The sequence below is a fragment of the Halalkalibacter sp. HAAS-P014 genome (assembly GCF_056619965.1).
This window is the reverse complement of record NZ_JBWQTV010000006.1, coordinates 396,892-416,521: the sequence shown is the minus strand read 5'-3', so window position 1 is coordinate 416,521 and position 19,630 is coordinate 396,892. Positions and strand designations below refer to the sequence as shown.

Genomic DNA, 19,630 nt, shown 5'->3' with positions numbered 1-19,630 from the left:
CTCCCTAACTTGGTTATACTTTATATGTATTAAACTCATACTATGATATATTAGACGCTAATACAAGAACCTGTTAACATAAAGGTAAGAAAAAGAGGGGGTGTATCAGTGTAATTTTCGCAATATTATAAATTATACAAAAATAAGGAATCTACAAAAAACAAAAGAAGTTTAACTGTGTTCTTTTGAAAGCGCTACCAAATAGCTGATACTCCACTTTATAACTTACTCATAATTTCTATGTTCATGCACTTTGGTTTATTAATCAACAGACGAAAGGGAGATAAAGAGATGAAAAGAATTCTATTAATAGTGTTGGTCATGTTTTTTTCTTCGAATTTATTGCTAGGGTGTAGTTCCAATTCATCATCAGGTGAATCAGTGGATCAAAGTGAAAAAGTTTATGAGTTTGACTTTAATGGGCCAACACCTTCAACTCATCCATATTTTAAGAATGTTGTTTATCCTTGGGCTGAACTTGTCGAAGAAGAAACGAATGGTCGAGTCAAAATTAATGTGTATTCCAGTGCTGCCTTAGGTTCGACAGATAGGGCTTATCAAGATATTGAAGGGGGAGTGTATGATATTGGGTTTGTTAGCCCAGGATTTCAGGGTAATACGGATTTATTCCCGTTAAGCATAGCAGATTTGCCTTTTGCTGTGCCCGGACCAGCTGAATATCAAAAAATAGCGTCGCAATTTAATGATAAGTACATGTCTGATTCGTTTAAAAACTCTATTATTTTAGGTTTTGCTTCGACTGACCCCAACCAGTTATATAGTAAGACACCAGTCAAAACAATTGCTGATTTAAGAAATAAAAGTATCGCTCCGATGGGGGCTGAAAAAACAAAAGTAGTTTCTGCATGGGGAGGTACACCAGTTTCTCTAAGTGTGGAAAGCATTTATGAATCGTTGGAACGTAGTGTCATTGAACAGACATTATATAATGGGACTGGAGCGATGGGGATTAAACTATACGAAGTATCTCCATTTTTAACAAAAATTGATATGGGTGTTACTTCAATCATTCACATCATGAACAAGGATTCATTTGAACAACTCCCAGCAGATTTACAAACATTATTTAAGGAAGAGTTAGGGCCAAAGTTAGAACATATGACCATAGAGCTTTATAGAGAACAGGCAGATAATGCGATCAAAGAATTTGAAAACTCAGTAGCAGATAGGGGAGGTCAAGTGATCTTACTGAATGAAAATGAATTAGAAAAGTTCCACGCTGGTTCTAAAGAAGTTTGGGAAGATTGGGTTGATGAAGCGAATCAAAAAGGTTATCCAGGGGAAGAAATGTTGGAGTTTTATGTAAACCTGTTACTGGAAGAGGGAATAGACGTTCCTTTCGACTTTTAAAATATTCTTTTAACTGAATTCTCTTAGGGTCTTAGGAAAAGTAAATCCATTTTCCTAGGATCCTATCCTAGATTATTAAAGGAAGAAGGTGAACAGATGAGTTTTTTTATCAATCTCACTCAATTTATAACGAGATTTAATAAATGGATGGCATTGGTTACATTAGCTATCTTGATGCCTTCTACGACTTTATTTGCTATCACCAGAAGTATTGGGCACCCGATTATAGGAGATATCGAACTTATTCAATTCGCGATGGTTTTACTAATCGTTGGTTCTTTAGCTTTTACTGAAGCAAATAATGCTCATATTTCAATTGGAATTATTGTTGACAAATTACCGAGTCGAATTCAACTGATATTTGACTTCATCTCATATATACTAACCGTTCTATTTTGCTTTTTTATTTGTTGGGCGTTCATAAGTAATATCAATTTTGCTGAAAAATCCGCGTTGCTAGGAATTCCGTTTTCACCAATAAAAACCTTTGTTATCATCTGTTTTATTGGCTGGGGATTTGAGGCACTTCTGAAATTATTTCAATCTCTTAAGCATTTGAAAATAGAATCATAAAAAAAGGAGGTGGAGTCAATGAGTGTCGAAACAGTAGGTGTTATCGTTATTTTATCGACCTTACTTCTTATGTTTTTGCGTATTCCGATTGCTGTTTCTATGTCTATTCCGGCCTGTATAGGTATTATTTATTTAAGAGGATGGGATACATTTTTAGTGGCTATTGATGGAATTGTATGGTCACAAATGTATAATTACACCTTAGTTACGATTCCGTTATTTGTTTTAATGGGTCAACTTTTATATGCGACTGGTATTAGCCAGGAATTGTTTACAACCTTTCGCAATTGGTTTGGGAAGCTAAAAGGAGGGTTAGGGTTAGCGACGATTGGATCATCAGCCATGTTTAGTGCATCTTCGGGTTCTAGTATTGCAACAACGGGAACAATGGGGGTCATTGCCAGTAGAGAAATGTTAAAAGGTGGATATAGTCAAAGTTTAACTGGTGGTTCGATTGTTGCTGGTGGAACCCTTGGAATTCTGATTCCACCAAGTACAACACTGATCGTCTATGGCATGCTTACCGAGCAATCAATAGGAAGGCTGTTAATCGCAGGGATCGTTCCTGGAATTTTATTAACCTTTTTTTATATGCTCACGATTTATTTTGCAGTCCTTCTAAAACCTAGTTTAGTTGTTTCAACGGCACAGGAGAGTGTAAGCTGGAAAGAACGTTTCATCTCGCTAAAACATAATATATGGGTTATAGCCCTGTTCATATTAGTTATCGGTGGTATTTATTTAGGGATATTTAATGTGACTGAGGCAGCGGGAGTGGGGGCTTTTGGAGCTTTTATTATTGGCTTAATACGCAGGAAATTAAATGTAAAAACCTTTCAAGAAGCCTTGTTAAGCACACTTAAAACGACTGGTTTTTTATTCTCGATTATTGTAGGTGCGTTTGTATTAAATTATATTTTAACAATTTCTAGATTACCATTTTTACTAGCTGATTTTTTAGCTTCATCAGCGCTGTCCCCGCTAATGATTTTTATATTAATCATCTGTATGTATATTATTTTAGGGGCGATCATGGATACATTTGGGATGATAGTCGTAACGATCCCGATTTTATTACCGGTTATTACGATGTTAGGATATGATTTGATTTGGTTTGGTATAATCCTTGTACTTCTTATTGAAATGGCATTAATCACTCCCCCGATTGGAATGAACTGTTTCGTGTTAAAAGGAGTGGCAAATGAATTGAAAATTGAAAACATCTTTAAGGGAGCGTTATTGTTTGTTATCCCTATTTTCCTGTTAATTATATTGCTCTACCTATACCCGGAAATCGTATTGTATTTACCGAATAAAGCGTATTAACGGATTACTGCAATACTCTCTTTTTTTAAAAGGGGAGGCTTATTCAGATGTACTATATGTTTTATATATTAAAACCTTGCTTTAATATATTAGACTACGATCAGGTTGTTTGATAGTCTAAAGCTAGATGTGATAATAACTGAATATTCAGTCTAAAAAGTGGAGGAGGTATTTAATTGGATCGCTCAACTTTAACATTAAATAAGTTATATCAAAATTCGCTTCGCTGTAATGGTGAAAAAATAGCGTTTCACCTTGATGACGCATCTCTCACTTATGAAGAACTTAGACGTGTAGCCAATCGAGTGGCCAGAGCTTTTATTCATCATGATGTTACACCGAATACGAGGGTAGCCTTGCTTATGTCCAATTGTCTTGAATATCCGATATGTGAAATGGGGATATATCAAGCAGGAGCTACCAGAGTATCATTAAATGATATGCTGGGTGAAAAAGAGATTTTTCATATATTAAAAGATAGTGGAGCTAGAATCATCATAGTTGGAGAAAAATTTTATGACGTAATTGAAAAGATAAGACCTGGATTACCTGATTTAAAAACTGTTGTTGGTCTTTCATCGATGGATACCTGTCCAAATGAAATTATTCCATGGGAGCATTTCCAAGCAGGGGAATCTGATAAAGACATAGATGTTGACGTATCACCGGATGATATGGGTGTTTTGTTTTATACGGGAGGGACAACTGGTCTTCCAAAGGGAGTCGTTCAAAGTCAGGAGAATATGGTGATGACCGTCTATTCTCAGGTAATCGAGCTTTCCGTACAAAGCCATGATAAAATTCTTCTATCATCCCCACTCCCTCACGCAGCAGGTCTAACCTATTTAGCAGGACTCGCTAAGGGGGCAGAGCATTTTGTGGAGAGGAAATTTGACCCACAAAAAATAATTCAGGTGATATCTGAAAAAAGAATAACCTATATGTATTTAGTGCCGACTATGATTTATCGCTTACTCGATCTGGTGAAAGATAAGGAGTATGATTTCAGCTCGATTCAAACGATTTTATACGGTGCAGCCCCAATTACACCTAAGCGCCTAAAAGAAGCTTTAGAAGTTTTCGGCCCAGTTTTTATGCAAGTTTACGGATTATCAGAGGTAACTAGCTTTATCTCTCGTTTAAAAAAGGAGGACCATAAAATTGAACCAGAGAATCTACATCGCTTATGTAGTTCCGGACAGCCTGTTCTCATGACACAAGTAAAAATAGTTGATGAAATGGGGGAGGAAGTCTCTCGTGGTACGAAGGGAGAAATTGTTGCTTTGTCACCAGCGAATATGGTTGAATATTATAACCAGTTAGATAAAACGAAGGAAACGTTAAAAGATGGCTGGGTTCATACCGGGGACATGGGAATGATGGATGAGGAAGGATATATTTATTTACTAGATAGAAAAAAAGATATGATTATCAGTGGTGGAATGAACGTTTATTCTTCAGAAGTGGAGAATGTCATTCAACAGCATCCAAACGTAAGTCAAGTGGCTGTCATTGGCATCCCTGACGCAGATTGGGGAGAAAAAGTAACTGCCTATATCATACCAAGACCGGGAACTGATCTTGCTGAAGAAAGTGTAAGAGCATTATGTCATGAAAACCTTTCCAAATATAAACGTCCAAAACAAATAAAAATTGTTCAATCTCTTCCTTTAACTCCTTATGGAAAAATCGATAAAAAATCTCTACGCAAACCCCATTGGGAGGAAGTAGGACGAAAAATTAATTAGGGACACTTTTTAATTAAAGAAAGGCTTATTAGGGCCGGAGTTTACTAGCTATTAATCCTTGTTTTCAGGGAGGGAAAGTAGAGTATAAAGGTGGGATAAAATGCAAACCTATGAAACTTTATTAATTGAAGCAGATGAACCAATATTGACCGTCACTTTAAATCGGCCGAAGAAGGCGAATGCAATGAGTAATCAGATGATTGAAGAATTAAATGACTTATTTTCTCAGCTGCGTTATAAAGAAGAGTATAAATATGTCGTCTTTACAGGGTCTGGTCAATTTTTTACCGGTGGTGCAGATTTAAACGAATTTATGTCTGATATAGAGGATGGGAGGTTCTCTCCTAAATCAAGTAGAATCACACAGCTCAATGGTCATGAGTTTATCCAAAAGCTTGAACGGTTAGAGCAAATTACGATTACGGCTATTAATGGCCCTATTTACGGAGCTGGAATCGCCTTTGCGTTAGGTTGTGATTTTCGTATTATGGCAGAAAGCGCAACAGCTTGTGTGCCGGAGACCGAACGTGGAACTTTCTTTACATGGGGAAGTACGCCTCGTTTAGTGAATATGATCGGAGCAGCAAAAGCCAAGGAACTCATTATGTTGTGTAAAGTTATAAACTCGGATGAAGCAGAAAGAATTGGCTTTGTTCATGAAGTAGCTCCGGATGCGAAACTGTTTGAAAAGGTAGAGGAGTATATTGATAAATTGAATAGAAGTCCTTTTTTACCCCTTCGTCTAACGAAGAAAATAGTTAATGCGTCAGCAACTCCTGAGTTCGGGAATATCTACTCATACGAATCTGAACTGATGGAACATACATTTATGTCTGGACAGTTCCAGGAAGGGATTAAACAATTTATGAATAATCGAAATAAATGAAGCTAAATTCAGGAGGTTATCATGGGAACTTTTGAACACCTTATTCAAAGTGTAGATAAACATGCGACTGAAAGACCAAATGATATTGCCTTTATCTTTAACGGAGAAGAAACGTCTTGGAAACAATATCGTGACGATTCTTATAGGATGGCAAACTCCTTTTGTCAATTAGGGTTAAAAAAAGGTGATAAGATTGCAACGGTTTTGCCACAAACACCGGCATTCTTGCATATTTTTATTGCTGCATCAATGTTAGGGTTAGTTTTAGTTCCCCTAGATCCACGTTATAAACGAAATGAATTTGTTGAATTATGTAAAAGAACACAACCCAAGCTCCTTGTTGGAATGGCAAATGTGGAGGCTGTGAGAATGGAAATCGAACCTTTTTTGGAGGAAGTTAGCATTCGTCACGTGTTTTCTTATATGGGAGATTATCAATACAGCGATTCAGAGCCTTATGAACAGCTTCTAAATGCTCCTATTAAGCCAATTTCAAAAGACTTATTACCATCACCATCCGACCCCTTTGTCATTGTTTTCACGAGTGGTTCAACTGGTGTACCAAAAGGCGCGGTATTAACGTTCCAAAATACTTATGTGATGGCAAGAAATAAAATAACCATTTGGAAATTCACCTACAATGACCGAATTTTAATGAATTTAACCAATAGCCATGTCGGAGGAACTCACAATCACCTTTCTCTCCAACTGTACTCCGGCGCGACGGCAATTCTCTCAACTAAATTTGAACCAAAGGAAGTATTGGAGTTTATTGATGAATACAGGATCACGTACATTCTTGGAGTTACCACAATGTTTAGACTCATGTTCAATCACTATGATGTTAGTAAGTATAATGTCGATTCGTTGCGAATCATTGCTGTTAGTGGTGAAAATGTACCTAAAGAATTCGTACTTATAATGAAAGAAAATTTCCCGAATGCAGCCATTGGCACAGGGTGGGGGATGACTGAAACTGCCGGTTTTTTCACTTATACCAAACTAGAAGACCCGATAGAGGTAGTTGCTCAAACTGTGGGAACACCAGCGAGTGGATATGAAATAGAAATCGTTAAAACTGACCAAATGTTAGCGAGAACAGGAGAAGTGGGTGAAATTTATGTAAGGGGAGAGAGTGTGACCCCTGGTTATATGGACGAGGAACACAACCATAGCTCTTTTGATAGAGAGTGGCTAAAGACAGGTGATCTCGGCTATTTAGATGAAAACAATTATTTACATTTTGTTGGTCGGCTCAAAGAAATGTATATTAGCGGGGGGTATAACGTTAGTACGAAGGAAATAGAATTATTTTTAAACCAGCATCCGAAGATTGGTGTTTCCTGTATCATTGATATGCCTCATGATATTTGGGGTCAATGTGGATATGCCTTCATTGAGCCTTCCGATCAGTGCGAACTAAGTATAGATGAAGTGAAAGCCTATTGCAGGGAAGGATTAGCAGATTACAAACGACCTAATAAAATCTTTATTCACAAAAACCTACCCAAAACTCCGATTGGTAAGATTGCAAAGTATATCATTAGAAAGAACATAGATAGTTATTTAAAGGTTAAATAAGGGAGAGATAGATATGAAAAAACATGTAAATCAAATTGATGTACCTGCACTCCAAGACTATATTAAGGAAATTAGCCAAAATAAGGAAAGCGCAATGATCGATTATCATGTGAACCTCCAGTGGCAAGGTGGAACGAAATCAAAAGTAACAACAAAAGACATTCAGTTAGGAGACCAAAAACTGGCAAGAAACTTCTCATTTATCATCGATGAACCCGAACAGCTTCTCGGTAAAAATACAAATCCTACTCCACAGGAATATTTGCTAGGAGGTATGGGAGCATGTATGATCGTCGGTTACTCGGTTGGTGCATCCGTCATGGGTATTAAATTAGAAAAGTTAGAAATTGATATTTCCGCTGGTTTAAATTTGCGAGGGTTTCTTGAAGTTGATTCAGAAGCCCCAATTGGTTTCAAGAATGTTAAATATACAATTAAAGTAAAAGGAGATGGAACAAAAGAACAGTTTGAAAAAATTCATCAAAAAGTAGTTGAATTTTCACCGAACAGAGCAAATATTTCTAATGCCATTGAAATCATTCCAGATTTGTTTGTGGAGGAGTGATAGTATTGTTGTAAGAACTGTACGGTGCCTCATATAGGCTTCTCGATCTGATCGGCTTCGAGACCAAGCCTTCTAGGAAATATTATCTTAATCAAAAGCTACCGGGTATCCGGTAGCTTTATTTGGTGCGCCCAGCAGGGTTGCAATCTATAAGGTGAAAATCCCGAACTGTGAAGGCGAAAGTATCAGTAGCTTAACGAAAGGGTGCTTATGATAGTTGAGGAAGGAGAAGGAAATCAGAGTATAGTAGAGCATTTCAATCTTGCTCTGTCTCTAAAAAGGATCGACGATTATTATATTGACTGAAATAATCAATAACGAATTTGCGAAAAGATTGTGCAACCGATGACAGATACCGTTCCTCTAACCATGCTAAACCGATGACACGATAACATGCAGGTTCCTCTATCTCTAATTTTACAATTTGTGAATTTAATGAATAGTTCCATGCGTTTACAGGCAAAAAGGCAATGCCTAATCCTATTTTGACTAAATTACTTACCAAAGAAGGATCATTTACTTCAAAAGATATATTAGGGATAAAACCACTTTGTTTGCAAAATTCATCGGTTTTATCTCTTATTCCATAACCTGCCTTTAAACTAATAAAGGGTTCGTTGGCTACTTCATTTAGGTTAATACTACTCCGGTGAGCGAGGTGGTGATTCTGAGGCACAATTAAAACAATTTCTTCTTTCATAAGTGAGATATTATTCACTCCACTTCCGTAAATAGGAGGAGAAGAAATGCAAAAGTCCACATCACCTTTTACAAGATGTTGTTGCATCTTTAATGTAGTATCTTGGATAAGATTAAATTTAACTTTTGGATATCGTAGTAAAAATGAATTTAATAAGTCGATAAGTAAACTCATGTTTGTTGACGCTACTGATACTGTTCCGTGTTCAAGTCCAGCTAATTCGTTAACTTCACGTATACCATCCTCAATTTCGTTGAATGCCCGTTCAATTCGCTGTAGAAACACTTTCCCGAATTGATTTAATTTAATTTGTCTTCCGTGTCGGTCGAATAAAGGGACACCAACCGTTTCCTCCAATCTTGAAATCGTTATGCTTAAAGATGGTTGTGAAATATGGAGCTCTTCAGCAGCTCTAGTCATATGCTCAAGGCGTGCAACCGTTTGAAAATACTTTAATTGCTGTAATTCCATATAAATCTCTCTTTTCTTAATATATTTCAATAAATGATTTTGATAAAAATAATATATTGGAATTAATGTTAAGTCAATATTATTATTAATTTATAAATAAAAGGGTGGTGTAGTCATGGAACAATTAGGTAATAGAAATTCCGAAGACAATGAACAGGTAAAAGAATTAATTCATCTTCTTTCAGAAAATGAAAACATTTGGGAGCATGTTGAGATTGCGGACATGCAAATTTTAGTAGAAACAGTTATAAAGATGTTTGCTTTTAAATTGGAGATAAAAAATGCTGCTGAAGGGTTAGATGAACCTCTAAGTCCGATTTTAAATCAGAGTAATCTTCCTGATACCGAGTTAATTAGATTTATTAATTGTTTATTAGAATATAAAAATATCGAAATATTTGAATTGCAGTTATTTAAAAGTTTTTGTGGATAAGTATTTGATTGAAATAAAAGCTAATTAGAGGTGATGAAATGGAATATTTAGTATGCAATCTGTCTGAATTAGTAGAAAGAGAGCCTTATTTTGTAACGATTGAAGGGGTCACCATTGCTATTACATTAATTAATGGTCAAGTACATGCGATTGAGAATCGATGTCCCCATTTTGAAGGACCAGTTTGTTTAGGGGAAGTTACTGGAAGGGTAAGAACGAGGTTAGATGAAGAGAAAAAGACGGTTGGTGAATATTCATTATCTGAATATGTTTCAGAAGATGAGGTAAATATTGTTTGTCCTTGGCATGGATTAGAGTTTGATATTCAATCAGGTGTTTGTTTGTCGGATCATAGGTTTAAAATTCAGAAAATTAAAACAAAAATAAAGGAAGAGAAAGTGTTTATCAATCTTCAAGATAATATAAAAAATACTTTTAGTCAATAAGGGGGAAAAGAAATGAAAACGGAGTTAAATATAGAAAAAAATTATTTAGATAACGCCGAGAAGTCTGCACTTACAAGGGGACTTTATGATTTACCGATTGTTGATGCAGATTGTCACTATTTAGGAACTCCATTAAATGAACTAGCTAAGTATCTAGATGAGCCTTATCGCAGTCGTTTAAGTTATATTTATAATATGAAAGGTGCGTCTAATCACATTCCGGGTGACCTAGGTGATCGTACAAATGCTGGTCGAATGAAAAGTTATGATGCATTTATTAAGTCAGGACAAAAGACAGGTGATAAATGGCCAAAGATACTTTCACCTCTAGCTGAAAGTAGTATGAAGATGGCAATTGACTATAATATTGTTTTTCCAACGGATATGTTGACACTAGGCTTGAATCCTGAACCCGAAGTCGAGGTAGCGATTGCTTACGGATTTGCTCGTTGGATGACAGAGGAAATTCTACCATATGATGATTCAATGAAGACCATGCTTTATTTACCTTTTTCTGATCCTGATGCCTGTGTCAAAATCATTAAAGAATTTGCTGATAAAAAAGGTGTAACCGGTTTCTTAGTAACGAGCTGTAGATATCAACCCGTTTATCATAATAGTTATATGCCTGTTTATAAATTATTGGAAGAAAAAGGGATGCCGTTAGGGTTTCATACTGTGTCCAATTGGTTAGAGAGGCCGTTCCAACAATTAAATCGATTCCTGTCGTCTCATGCTCTTGGTTTCCCACTCTACAATATGATACAAATGACTAATTTAATTATAAATGGGATTCCTGAACGATTTCCAGATCTTAAATTCATATTTATTGAAGCAGGGGTCGCATTTATTCCATTTTTGATGATGAGATTGGATACAGACTATTTATATCGATCTTCGGATGCTCCATTGTTAACAAAAAGACCGAGTGAATACATTAAAAATTTCTATTTTACATCGCAACCGTTAGAACATACGGATAACCCGGAACATATGAAAATGATCTTTGATATGTTTGATGCAGAAAATCAGCTTCTTTATGCTTCAGATTATCCTCATCAAGATTTCGATACACCAGCTTCTATATATGACTTACCGTTCCTAGGTGAAAAGGCAAAAAGAAAGATATTAGGGGGAAATGCACTGAAAATTTTTAATATTAAAAACCCTGTTTTGCATGCAAAAAATCGTCGTGAACAACAGAAACACATTATTGTAAAGTAGTAGTTAACCTCATAGTTAAAGGGTGAAGTTTGCTATTATCGGTTATATTTTTATTAAACAGGAAGGTATGATTAATGATGGTTAACTCTACTAAACAAATAATTCATTTATTTATTAATAATGTGGAAGTAGAAACAGATAAATACGATGAAGTTAGAGATCCTGGTTATTTTACGAGTGTAGTTGGAGAAGTTGCCCGAGGAACAGCGCTCCATATAGATCATGCTGTCCAAGCAGCCTATCATGCATTTCAATCGTGGCGTTATACAGATTTGAATGAACGTTGTGAACTTCTACTTAAGGCAGCAAGCGTTATAGAGGAAGAAAAGTCTACTCTGGTTCCAATTATATGTGGAGAAACAGGTATGCTTCCTCCTGTGATCTCTTCTGAATTAGGGATGGCAGCTCAAGGAATTAGAAACATTGTAGAGGATGCTCAAACATTCTTTGACGGATATCAAATAGAAGATGAGAATAGTTGGGTGAGCATAGAGAAAAGACCGTATGGGGTTATTGGAGGATTAGTACCATGGAATGCTCCCATCTTATTAGCCATTCAAAAATTGGCCCCGGCTTTAGTTTGCGGCAATACAATTGTTATAAAATCTTCCCCAAATGCACCACTAGGACTTTCGATTTTACTAAAGAAAATAGCAATTCTTTTTCCTCATGGAGTTATTAATGTTGTGCATGGGGGAGATGAGGTTGGTTCTGCGCTAACTACTCATCCACTTGTACGTAAAATTTCATTTACTGGAGGTAGCAGAATAGCCAAATTAATAATGAAAGATGCAGCAAAGTCTTTAAAAGGGTTGCAATTAGAACTAGGTGGAAATGATCCTGCGATCCTATTAGACGATGTGAATTTACAAAAAATAATCCCTAACTTAGTTACAGGCATTTTTCGAAGGTCTGGACAGTTTTGCATCGCGACGAAAAGGGTGTATGTTCCTGAAACTATCTACCCTACATTTTATAATTTGTTTTGTGAGCAAGTGAATCAGCTAAAGGTTGGTCATCAATTAGATGAACAAGTAACAATAGGACCTGTTAATAACGAAACACAATTTAATAATATTATGGGACTTATCGAGCGAGCAAAGCTGAATGGAGCAAAAGTAACTCCGTTAGGATCAAAAGTTGATCCCTCGAATTGGCATAACGGTTATTATGTTCGACCAACTGTAGTAAGTGACGTCTCCCCTTATGAAGAGATTGTTGCATGTGAACAATTTGGACCAGTAATTCCGATTGTACCTTATAAAAGGGAAGAAGAAGTTCTTCAAATGGCCAACCAATCTGAATACGGTTTAGGTTCTTCTGTATGGTCTGAAAATTATGAGCGAGCTGTAAACTTTGCTCGACAGCTTGAAACAGGTATGACTTTTATCAATCAAAACGGGCCATCGCTATTAGGTCATAAACATATCCCATTTGGGGGTGTGAAAGATAGTGGCCTTGGAAGAGAAAACACTAAAGTTGGATTAAGAGAGTACGTATATTACCATTCCATTAACATTCATAGATAATGAGTTCCTAAGATTTTCTTCTGATATCTTAGAGAATTAAATAAAAAGGAGACGTTTTATGAAAATTTTAAAATGGTTATGCGTGTTTGTGTTTGCTTTATTAATTGTTGGGTGTTCACAAAATACCCAACAAACACATGAAAGTCAAACGAATAATCAAGAAAATGAAAAAAACGTTGAACGATCAAATAGTGATTTCCCTACGAAACCAATAGAGCTAATTGTTCCAGTTTCTCCTGGTTCAAGTAGCGATATTGTCGCACGAATTCTAGCTGCATCGGTTCATAAATATTTACCTAATGAACAAAATGTAATTGTTGTAAATAGACCAGGTGGAAATAATACAATTGGTGTATCCGAAGTTTATAATGCAAAACCTGATGGTTATACAATAGGGTTTGTTCCTTCATCAACAATTACGAATGAACCACACTTTGGGAATACCCCTTATACTCATGATAGTTTTCAAACAATCATGAGAGTTTTTCAGCAGGATGGTTTTTTATATGTACGTTCAGATTCTCCTATTGAAACGTATGAGGAATGGTATGAGTACGTAAAATCCAATCCTGGTCAATTTAAACTCGGTACCGTATCAGGAGCTAGAAATCTTATGGAAAGGTTAAATTACGAGGCTGATCTAGATGTTACTGTCGTTCCCTTTGATGGGTTTGGGGAAGTGGTCACTGCATTATTGAGTGGAGAAATTGAAGGAGCCTTTGCTGTACCTGTAGCCGTCAAATCTCAGATTGAAGCAGGTGAGTTTCAACCAATCTTTACCTCTTCCGGTAGGGAGTACAGCGGTATACCTAGTTTAAAAGATAAGGATATAAATATTGAAGAAAATCGGGTTACTGGCTTAATCGCACCTAAAGGAATTCCTGAAGATGTACTCGACACTCTTCATGATGCTTTCAAGCAAGTCATCGAAGACCCTGAGGTAATTGAAAAATTAAAGAATGTAGATGTTGATCCTTACTACGGTAGTCCTGAAGAATATCAAGATGCCCTTACTAAAGGATTTGATGAAGATGGAGAGACTTTAAGAATGGTTGGAGTAATTGAATAAGGACTAGGGTAAGAGTATTATTCTCTTACCCTAGTTTTTTATTAATATCTAAGTAACTAAAATGTATATATGTTAAATGGAACATTGATTATGAGCTCATTCTGTTAGGAAACCATGGAATGAATTTTATTCATAGTAGTATGACAGAAAACTGTTTTACCTAATACAAACAAACAATTAAAATAAATTGTGAGAATAGTTAGAAAAATCACGAGAGGAGATGATCACCTACATATCTATTGAAAAGATTGGAGATTGAGCTAAGGGGGAATCAACCTACGGACAAAATGTAAGCGTTTACTAACTGTTTCGCTATTTGAAAAAAGATTTTGGGGGGGATTACGTTGAAAAGATTATCTTTGCTACTTTTATTGCTCTTTATGTTCCTAGTTGTTGGGTGTTCACAGGGTACACAAGAAACTCAAGGCAGTGGTGATGAGTCAACGGAAACGAGTACAGAAACGGGAGAAACGAATGAAGAGCAAGTGGAAACGGATTTTCCAACGAAAACAATTGAGTTGATCGTACCTGCTCCTCCTGGAGGGAGCACAGATATCATTGCTCGACTTATGGCACAAGCAGCTCCTAAGTACTTACCGAACGAACAAAATGTCGTTGTGGTTAATGTGTCAGGTGGAAATAATACAATCGGTGTGGCCGATGTATTTCAGGCAGATCCAGATGGTTATACAATTGGCTATGTTGGTTCAACAATCTTGACGAATGAGCCACACTTCGGCAATACGCCTTTTACTCACGACAGCTTTCGAACAATAATGAGGGTCAACCAAAGTGATGGGCATTTATATGTGAGATCTGATACAGATTGGCAAGATTATGATGCATGGTTGGAGTATGTTGAAGAGAACCCTGGGAAATTTCGTGTCGGAACGGTTGCCGGAGCTAGAAATGTACTAGAGCGTTTAAATCATGAAGCGGATATTGAGATGACGGTTGTTCCGTATGATGGCTTTGCTGAGGCGACAACAGCACTACTTGGTGGCCATATCGAAGGAATGTTTGCGATTCCAGCAGCTGTAAAAGGACAAGTGGAATCAGGTGATATTCACCCAATCTTTACAAGTTCAGGAAGACAAGTAACAGATGCTCCAATGTTACAAGACAAAGGAATTGATATTGTGGAAAACCGCGCCTCTGGGTTGATTGCACCAATAGATATACCAGATGCGGAATTCCAAATTTTGCACGATGCCTTTAAACAAGTATTAGAAGATCCAGAAGTTATCGAAGAGTTTAAAAAGGTCAACGTAGACCCGTACTATGGATCTCCTGAAGAATACCAGCAACTTTTGACAGATGGATTCTATGATGATGAAAAGACGCTAAAGATTGTTGGAATGATCGAGTAGAAGAAGAGTCGGGTGGTGGAATTGCCACCCGGTTTTTGTGCGCCTAGAATCTGAAGGGAAGCTAGAGGCAAAACGCCGGTCGGCGAATAGAAATCAAATAGGAGGCAACTGAAGAGGACAAGACTGCAAAGGTAGTTAAAATCTAAAGCTACAGGCACTCATACGGTATATTGTTATGAAATCACTAGGTTACAGAGCCTTCTAGAAATCTCATCTTAATCAAAAGCTACCGGGTATACAGTAGCTTTATTTGCGTTTAACGCTTATAAAAATAATTTTACAGGAATACCTTTTGGCGCACTTTTTTCTTTGTTAAACAAAACTCATTATATACAAATCACAAGTCAAATCACAAGTAATGTTACATAATGTATGTTAAAATTATAATTATGTAACTATGTTGAGGTGGAATATGGAATACGTAGAGCCGATTAAAGACATTAAACTGATTGATGATATAAAAGCTGTTCTTAAGACGAGGTCCCGAAGAGATTACTTACTTTTTGTTTTTGGGATCAACACAGGAATCCTTGTAAGTCATTTGTTGAAAATTAAGGTGAAAGATGTTTTTGAAGGTCAAAGTGTAAAAGAGTTTTATCTATTGAAGGAAGAGAGATGCAGTGATATTAAGTACTTTTATATTAATAAAAAGGTACAAAGCGCTATACATGAGTATATTCTAGAGGCAGAACTGAATGATGAAGATTATCTTTTTAAATCTAAGAAAAATAAGGAGCCGATTACTCGACAGCAAGCTTATCGAATTATTAATAATGTCGCGAGAGAAGTGGGTATGACAGAAAAAATAGGTACACATACACTTAGAAAAACATTTGGCTATCATGCCTATCAAAAAGGCATAGCCGTTTCTTTATTACAAACGTTATTCAATCATGCAACTCGTACTGAAACACTAAAATATATCGGAGTAAAAAAAGATGAGGTTTTTAATGTGAAAATTGATGTGAATTTATAAAGGTTAGTTTTGGGAGGGAGAACAGAAAAAGTGCTAGAACAAATAAACATAGATTATTTTATTTTACTTGCAGCTTTGCTATTGATTATAGGTGTGATAACTACAAAGTTCTCAACTCGTTTGGGGGTTCCAGCCCTAGTATTATTCTTACTGGTAGGAATGGTTATGGGAAGTGACGGATTAGGCTTTATTTACTTTGATAATCCTAAACTGGCACAATTGATTGGTATTTTTGCCTTAGTTATTATTCTTTTTGAAGGTGGTTTACAAACAAAGTGGTCATCTGTGAAAGCAGTAGCAGTTCCTTCCTTATCATTAGCCACATTAGGGGTTTTATTAACGACTATTGTCGTTGCTGTAGCAGCGAAGCTTATCTTTGGGGTTACTTGGTTAGAAGGATTTTTATTTGGTGCAATTGTTGGATCTACTGATGCAGCAGCCATTTTCGCGGTATTAAAAGGACAGAATATAAAGAACAAACTTAGTTCAACTCTTGAAGCGGAGTCAGGAACTAATGACCCGATGGCAGTGTTTTTAACATTATCAATCATTCAATTGATGACCATTGAGCAACCGGCCTATTATTTACTTATAGGTTCATTTATTTGGCAAATGGGTATTGGCTTACTAATGGGGTATCTATTAGGGCGTTTTGCTAGCTATGCGATAAATAAAATCAATTTAGATTCGAGTGGTCTTTATCCTATCTTTGCTCTTGCCTTTGCATTAATCGCATATAGCCTGACTGATTTGATCGGGGCCAGTGGTTTACTAGCTGTTTATATAGCTGCACTTGTCATTGGTAATCGAGATTTAACGTATCGACATTCAATATTTAGATTTAATGAAGGTTTTGCATGGATGATGCAAATACTCATGTTTATAATTCTTGGTTTATTAGTATTTCCTGCACAATTGTTATCACTTGATATTATAATAAAAGGTTTCTTGCTTTCTATTATTTTAATTTTTGTTGCACGTCCTATTGCTGTTTTCCTCTCTACTATTAGTATGGGATACGACATCAAAGAAAAAGTATTTTTGTCTTGGGCTGGGTTAAAAGGAGCGGTTCCGATCGTCCTTGCAACGTTTCCGATGACAATGGGGCTTGAAAATAGTCAATTGTTCTTTAATGTCGTGTTTTTCGTAGTCTTGACATCAGCATTAATTCAAGGTTCAACGATTTCTATTATTGCTGAAAAATTAGGATTAAATGGTCCAAACAAAGTAGAGGCTCCTCATTCTTTAGAGCTCGTTTCGATCGGCAAAGCTAATGCTGAAATTATCGAGTTTATGGTGAACGAACATGCTACTATATCAGGAGAAGCATTAAAGGATATTAACTTCCCTAAAGATGTTCTAATTAGTGCGATTATTCGCGCAGGAGATTTAGTAACACCACATGGAGATACAATGATAAAGCCTGGCGATATCCTTTATATACTTGTATCAAAAAAGAGAAAAAAAGAATTGAAGACCTTTTTAAATAAGGGGAAGGTAAATTAATTAGGTTAATGAACAGTAGCGAAAGATAGATACGGTGGTTGTGAGTGTAACGTAAAAACTGATCAGGGGGTTTTTGTTAGGTAGTGGCTAATAGCAAATTAAAATGAAGCTTTTCATCTATAATGCCTCACTTGTTGAATGCTACAAGTGAGGCACTTACTTTGTCATCCGGATAAAAACAGGCATCTATCCCTAAAGAACTACCTTATTCAGAATTCAGTGCACTTCTCTACTTTTTAATAGATACCTTCTTCGTATAGAACGTAGCGATTTTAACAATTTGTTCGGCCATATAGGATTTAGAATGGTCGAAGTCATTTTGGATCCATTTTTTTAAGTGAACTTTACTATTTTCTGAACGATTATAATAGTGTTTCAGGGCGTTTGACTATCCAGTAACTGGAGGGTTTAAAATTACTTGAAACGTTCTAATTGAAAGTGGTGAAAAAATGAATCGACCGAAACTGTGGACAAAAGATTTCATTATTATCTTTTTAACCAATTTCTTTACTCATATCGTTTTCTACATTTTAATGGTGACAATTGCGATATATGTGATGACACAGTTTCAGACCAGCCAAAGTATCGCTGGATTAGTTACAGGGATTTTCGTTCTTTCATCATTATTAGCAAGGATTGTTACAGGCAAATATATGGATCACTTTGGACGTAAACGTTCCTTGATTGCTGCTCTGGTCATCTTCGTTAGTGCCATGATTCTTCATATGGTAGTGGACAGTTTGGCCATGCTAATGACAATTCGTTTTATTCACGGTTTTACTTTTGGGGTGATTACAACAATTGCAGGGGCGATTGCTGCCGATTTGATACCCGATGAACGCCGTGGTGAAGGGACTGGCTATTATGTTACAAGCATGAACTTAGCTATGGCAATCGGTCCATTTATTGGGCTCTTTATTAGTGCTCATGGAAGCTTTCAAATGTTGTTTTTCATTGCAAGCATCATCGCGATCATTGATTTAATTGCAACCTTATTTTTAAAAACACCAGAAACTAGTCCCTCAGAAGCAGGATCAAAACACACAGCCGGTATTAAATTGAGACATTTTATTGAACCGAAAGCTCTTCCTATTTCCATAGGAATCTTTACTGTAACACTTGCCTATACCAGCTTGTTATCTTATTTATCCCTTTATGCAAAAGAAATCAATTTAGTAGAAGTTTCAAGTTTCTTCTTTATCATCTATGCCACAGCATTACTTGTAACACGACCATTTACCGGAGTATGGTTTGACAAGTATGGAGAAAACCACGTGACTTATCCGTTATTCATTTGCTTAGCCATTGGATTTGTTGTTTTAAGTCAAGCGCATAATGGATTTCTTCTTCTTGTTGCCGGTGGGATGATTGGGATTGGCTACGGCACCTTAGTATCAAATTTTCAAGCAATTGCGATCCAGCAATCTCCATCGAACCGTAAAGGATTAGCGGCGTCAACCTTTTTTATATTCGTTGATTTAGCCAATGGGGTGGGCCCCTATTTAATAGGAGTTTTTATCGGCTTTATGAGTTTACGAGAAGTATACCTAATCGTATCGATCTGGATTATCGTCTGTATTGGAGTTTATTATATTGCGCATGGTAAAAAGGCGACTATTCAAAAAAAAGATTCATCACCAAGTATGGTGAAAAATGTATAAGATCATTTCAATAAGCTGCTTTCGTAAAGATTGTTGCTATTAGATACTCGTAGTGAAATGAAGTGGAAGTCACTCGACTCCTGTGGGATTTAGAGGTAGGGGCGAGACCCCAAAGCCGAGGAGGCTCGGCACCTCCCTACGGAAAGCGAGTGACTGGACCCATGAAACAAGAAGAAGGGGAAAAAGAAGCCGTCA

Annotated in this window: 17 protein-coding genes; 16 read left to right on the top strand and 1 reads right to left on the bottom strand. The window is 36.5% G+C overall.

From position 1 onward, the window contains the following. Nucleotides 1–291: 291 nt before the first annotated feature. The 7 genes from dctP to AC1FXZ_RS06690 all read left to right on the top strand — a co-directional run bounded on the left by dctP (nt 292) and on the right by AC1FXZ_RS06690 (nt 8,050). A complete protein-coding gene (dctP, locus tag AC1FXZ_RS06720; RefSeq protein ID WP_480051942.1) occupies nt 292–1,371 on the top strand; it encodes a TRAP transporter substrate-binding protein DctP in 1,080 nt (359 codons plus the stop codon). 96 nt (nt 1,372–1,467) lie between these two features. After that, a complete protein-coding gene (locus AC1FXZ_RS06715; protein WP_480051941.1) occupies nt 1,468–1,944 on the top strand; it encodes a TRAP transporter small permease in 477 nt (158 codons plus the stop codon). Between the two features lie 18 nt (nt 1,945–1,962). Further along, entirely contained in the window at nt 1,963–3,270 is a 1,308-nt protein-coding gene (locus tag AC1FXZ_RS06710) for a TRAP transporter large permease (protein ID WP_480051940.1), read from the top strand. Between the two features lie 176 nt (nt 3,271–3,446). After that, nucleotides 3,447–5,018 (top strand): class I adenylate-forming enzyme family protein, encoded by a 1,572-nt coding sequence (locus AC1FXZ_RS06705; RefSeq protein ID WP_480051939.1) that lies wholly within the window; start codon nt 3,447–3,449, stop codon nt 5,016–5,018. A 100-nt stretch (nt 5,019–5,118) separates the two neighbouring features. Next, nucleotides 5,119–5,904, top strand: coding sequence for an enoyl-CoA hydratase/isomerase family protein (locus AC1FXZ_RS06700; protein WP_480051938.1), 786 nt, complete (start codon nt 5,119–5,121; stop codon nt 5,902–5,904). A gap of 21 nt (nt 5,905–5,925) precedes the next feature. Beyond that, nucleotides 5,926–7,485, top strand: a complete 1,560-nt coding sequence (locus AC1FXZ_RS06695; protein ID WP_480051937.1) for a class I adenylate-forming enzyme family protein — start codon at nt 5,926–5,928, stop codon at nt 7,483–7,485. 13 nt (nt 7,486–7,498) lie between these two features. Beyond that, the gene (locus AC1FXZ_RS06690) at nt 7,499–8,050 is read left to right on the top strand and encodes an OsmC family protein (protein WP_480051936.1); all 552 of its coding nucleotides are present in this window, start codon (nt 7,499–7,501) and stop codon (nt 8,048–8,050) included. Nucleotides 8,051–8,306: 256 nt separating this feature from the next. Here AC1FXZ_RS06690 and AC1FXZ_RS06685 read toward each other — a convergent pair whose 3' ends face one another. Then, complete coding sequence (locus AC1FXZ_RS06685) at nt 8,307–9,221, bottom strand: LysR family transcriptional regulator (protein ID WP_480051935.1); 915 nt, start codon at nt 9,219–9,221, stop codon at nt 8,307–8,309. 115 nt (nt 9,222–9,336) lie between these two features. Between AC1FXZ_RS06685 and AC1FXZ_RS06680 the strand changes: the two genes are divergently transcribed. The 9 genes from AC1FXZ_RS06680 to AC1FXZ_RS06640 all read left to right on the top strand — a co-directional run bounded on the left by AC1FXZ_RS06680 (nt 9,337) and on the right by AC1FXZ_RS06640 (nt 19,435). After that, nucleotides 9,337–9,654, top strand: coding sequence for a hypothetical protein (locus AC1FXZ_RS06680; protein ID WP_480051934.1), 318 nt, complete (start codon nt 9,337–9,339; stop codon nt 9,652–9,654). Nucleotides 9,655–9,692: 38 nt separating this feature from the next. Continuing rightward, nucleotides 9,693–10,100, top strand: a complete 408-nt coding sequence (locus tag AC1FXZ_RS06675) for a Rieske (2Fe-2S) protein (RefSeq protein WP_480051933.1) — start codon at nt 9,693–9,695, stop codon at nt 10,098–10,100. A gap of 12 nt (nt 10,101–10,112) precedes the next feature. After that, the gene (locus AC1FXZ_RS06670) at nt 10,113–11,324 is read left to right on the top strand and encodes an amidohydrolase family protein (RefSeq protein WP_480051932.1); all 1,212 of its coding nucleotides are present in this window, start codon (nt 10,113–10,115) and stop codon (nt 11,322–11,324) included. Between the two features lie 74 nt (nt 11,325–11,398). Then, entirely contained in the window at nt 11,399–12,853 is a 1,455-nt protein-coding gene (locus AC1FXZ_RS06665) for an aldehyde dehydrogenase family protein (protein WP_480051931.1), read from the top strand. Between the two features lie 58 nt (nt 12,854–12,911). Further along, entirely contained in the window at nt 12,912–13,922 is a 1,011-nt protein-coding gene (locus tag AC1FXZ_RS06660; protein ID WP_480051930.1) for a tripartite tricarboxylate transporter substrate binding protein, read from the top strand. Between the two features lie 344 nt (nt 13,923–14,266). After that, nucleotides 14,267–15,292 (top strand): Bug family tripartite tricarboxylate transporter substrate binding protein, encoded by a 1,026-nt coding sequence (locus AC1FXZ_RS06655; protein WP_480051929.1) that lies wholly within the window; start codon nt 14,267–14,269, stop codon nt 15,290–15,292. Nucleotides 15,293–15,704: 412 nt separating this feature from the next. Then, on the top strand, nt 15,705–16,268 hold the full coding sequence (locus AC1FXZ_RS06650; RefSeq protein ID WP_480051928.1) for a tyrosine-type recombinase/integrase: 564 nt from the start codon (nt 15,705–15,707) through the stop codon (nt 16,266–16,268). A gap of 30 nt (nt 16,269–16,298) precedes the next feature. Beyond that, nucleotides 16,299–17,774 (top strand): potassium/proton antiporter, encoded by a 1,476-nt coding sequence (locus AC1FXZ_RS06645; protein WP_480051927.1) that lies wholly within the window; start codon nt 16,299–16,301, stop codon nt 17,772–17,774. Nucleotides 17,775–18,223: 449 nt separating this feature from the next. Then, complete coding sequence (locus AC1FXZ_RS06640) at nt 18,224–19,435, top strand: MFS transporter (RefSeq protein ID WP_480051926.1); 1,212 nt, start codon at nt 18,224–18,226, stop codon at nt 19,433–19,435. The last annotated feature ends 195 nt before the right edge of the window (nt 19,436–19,630 follow it).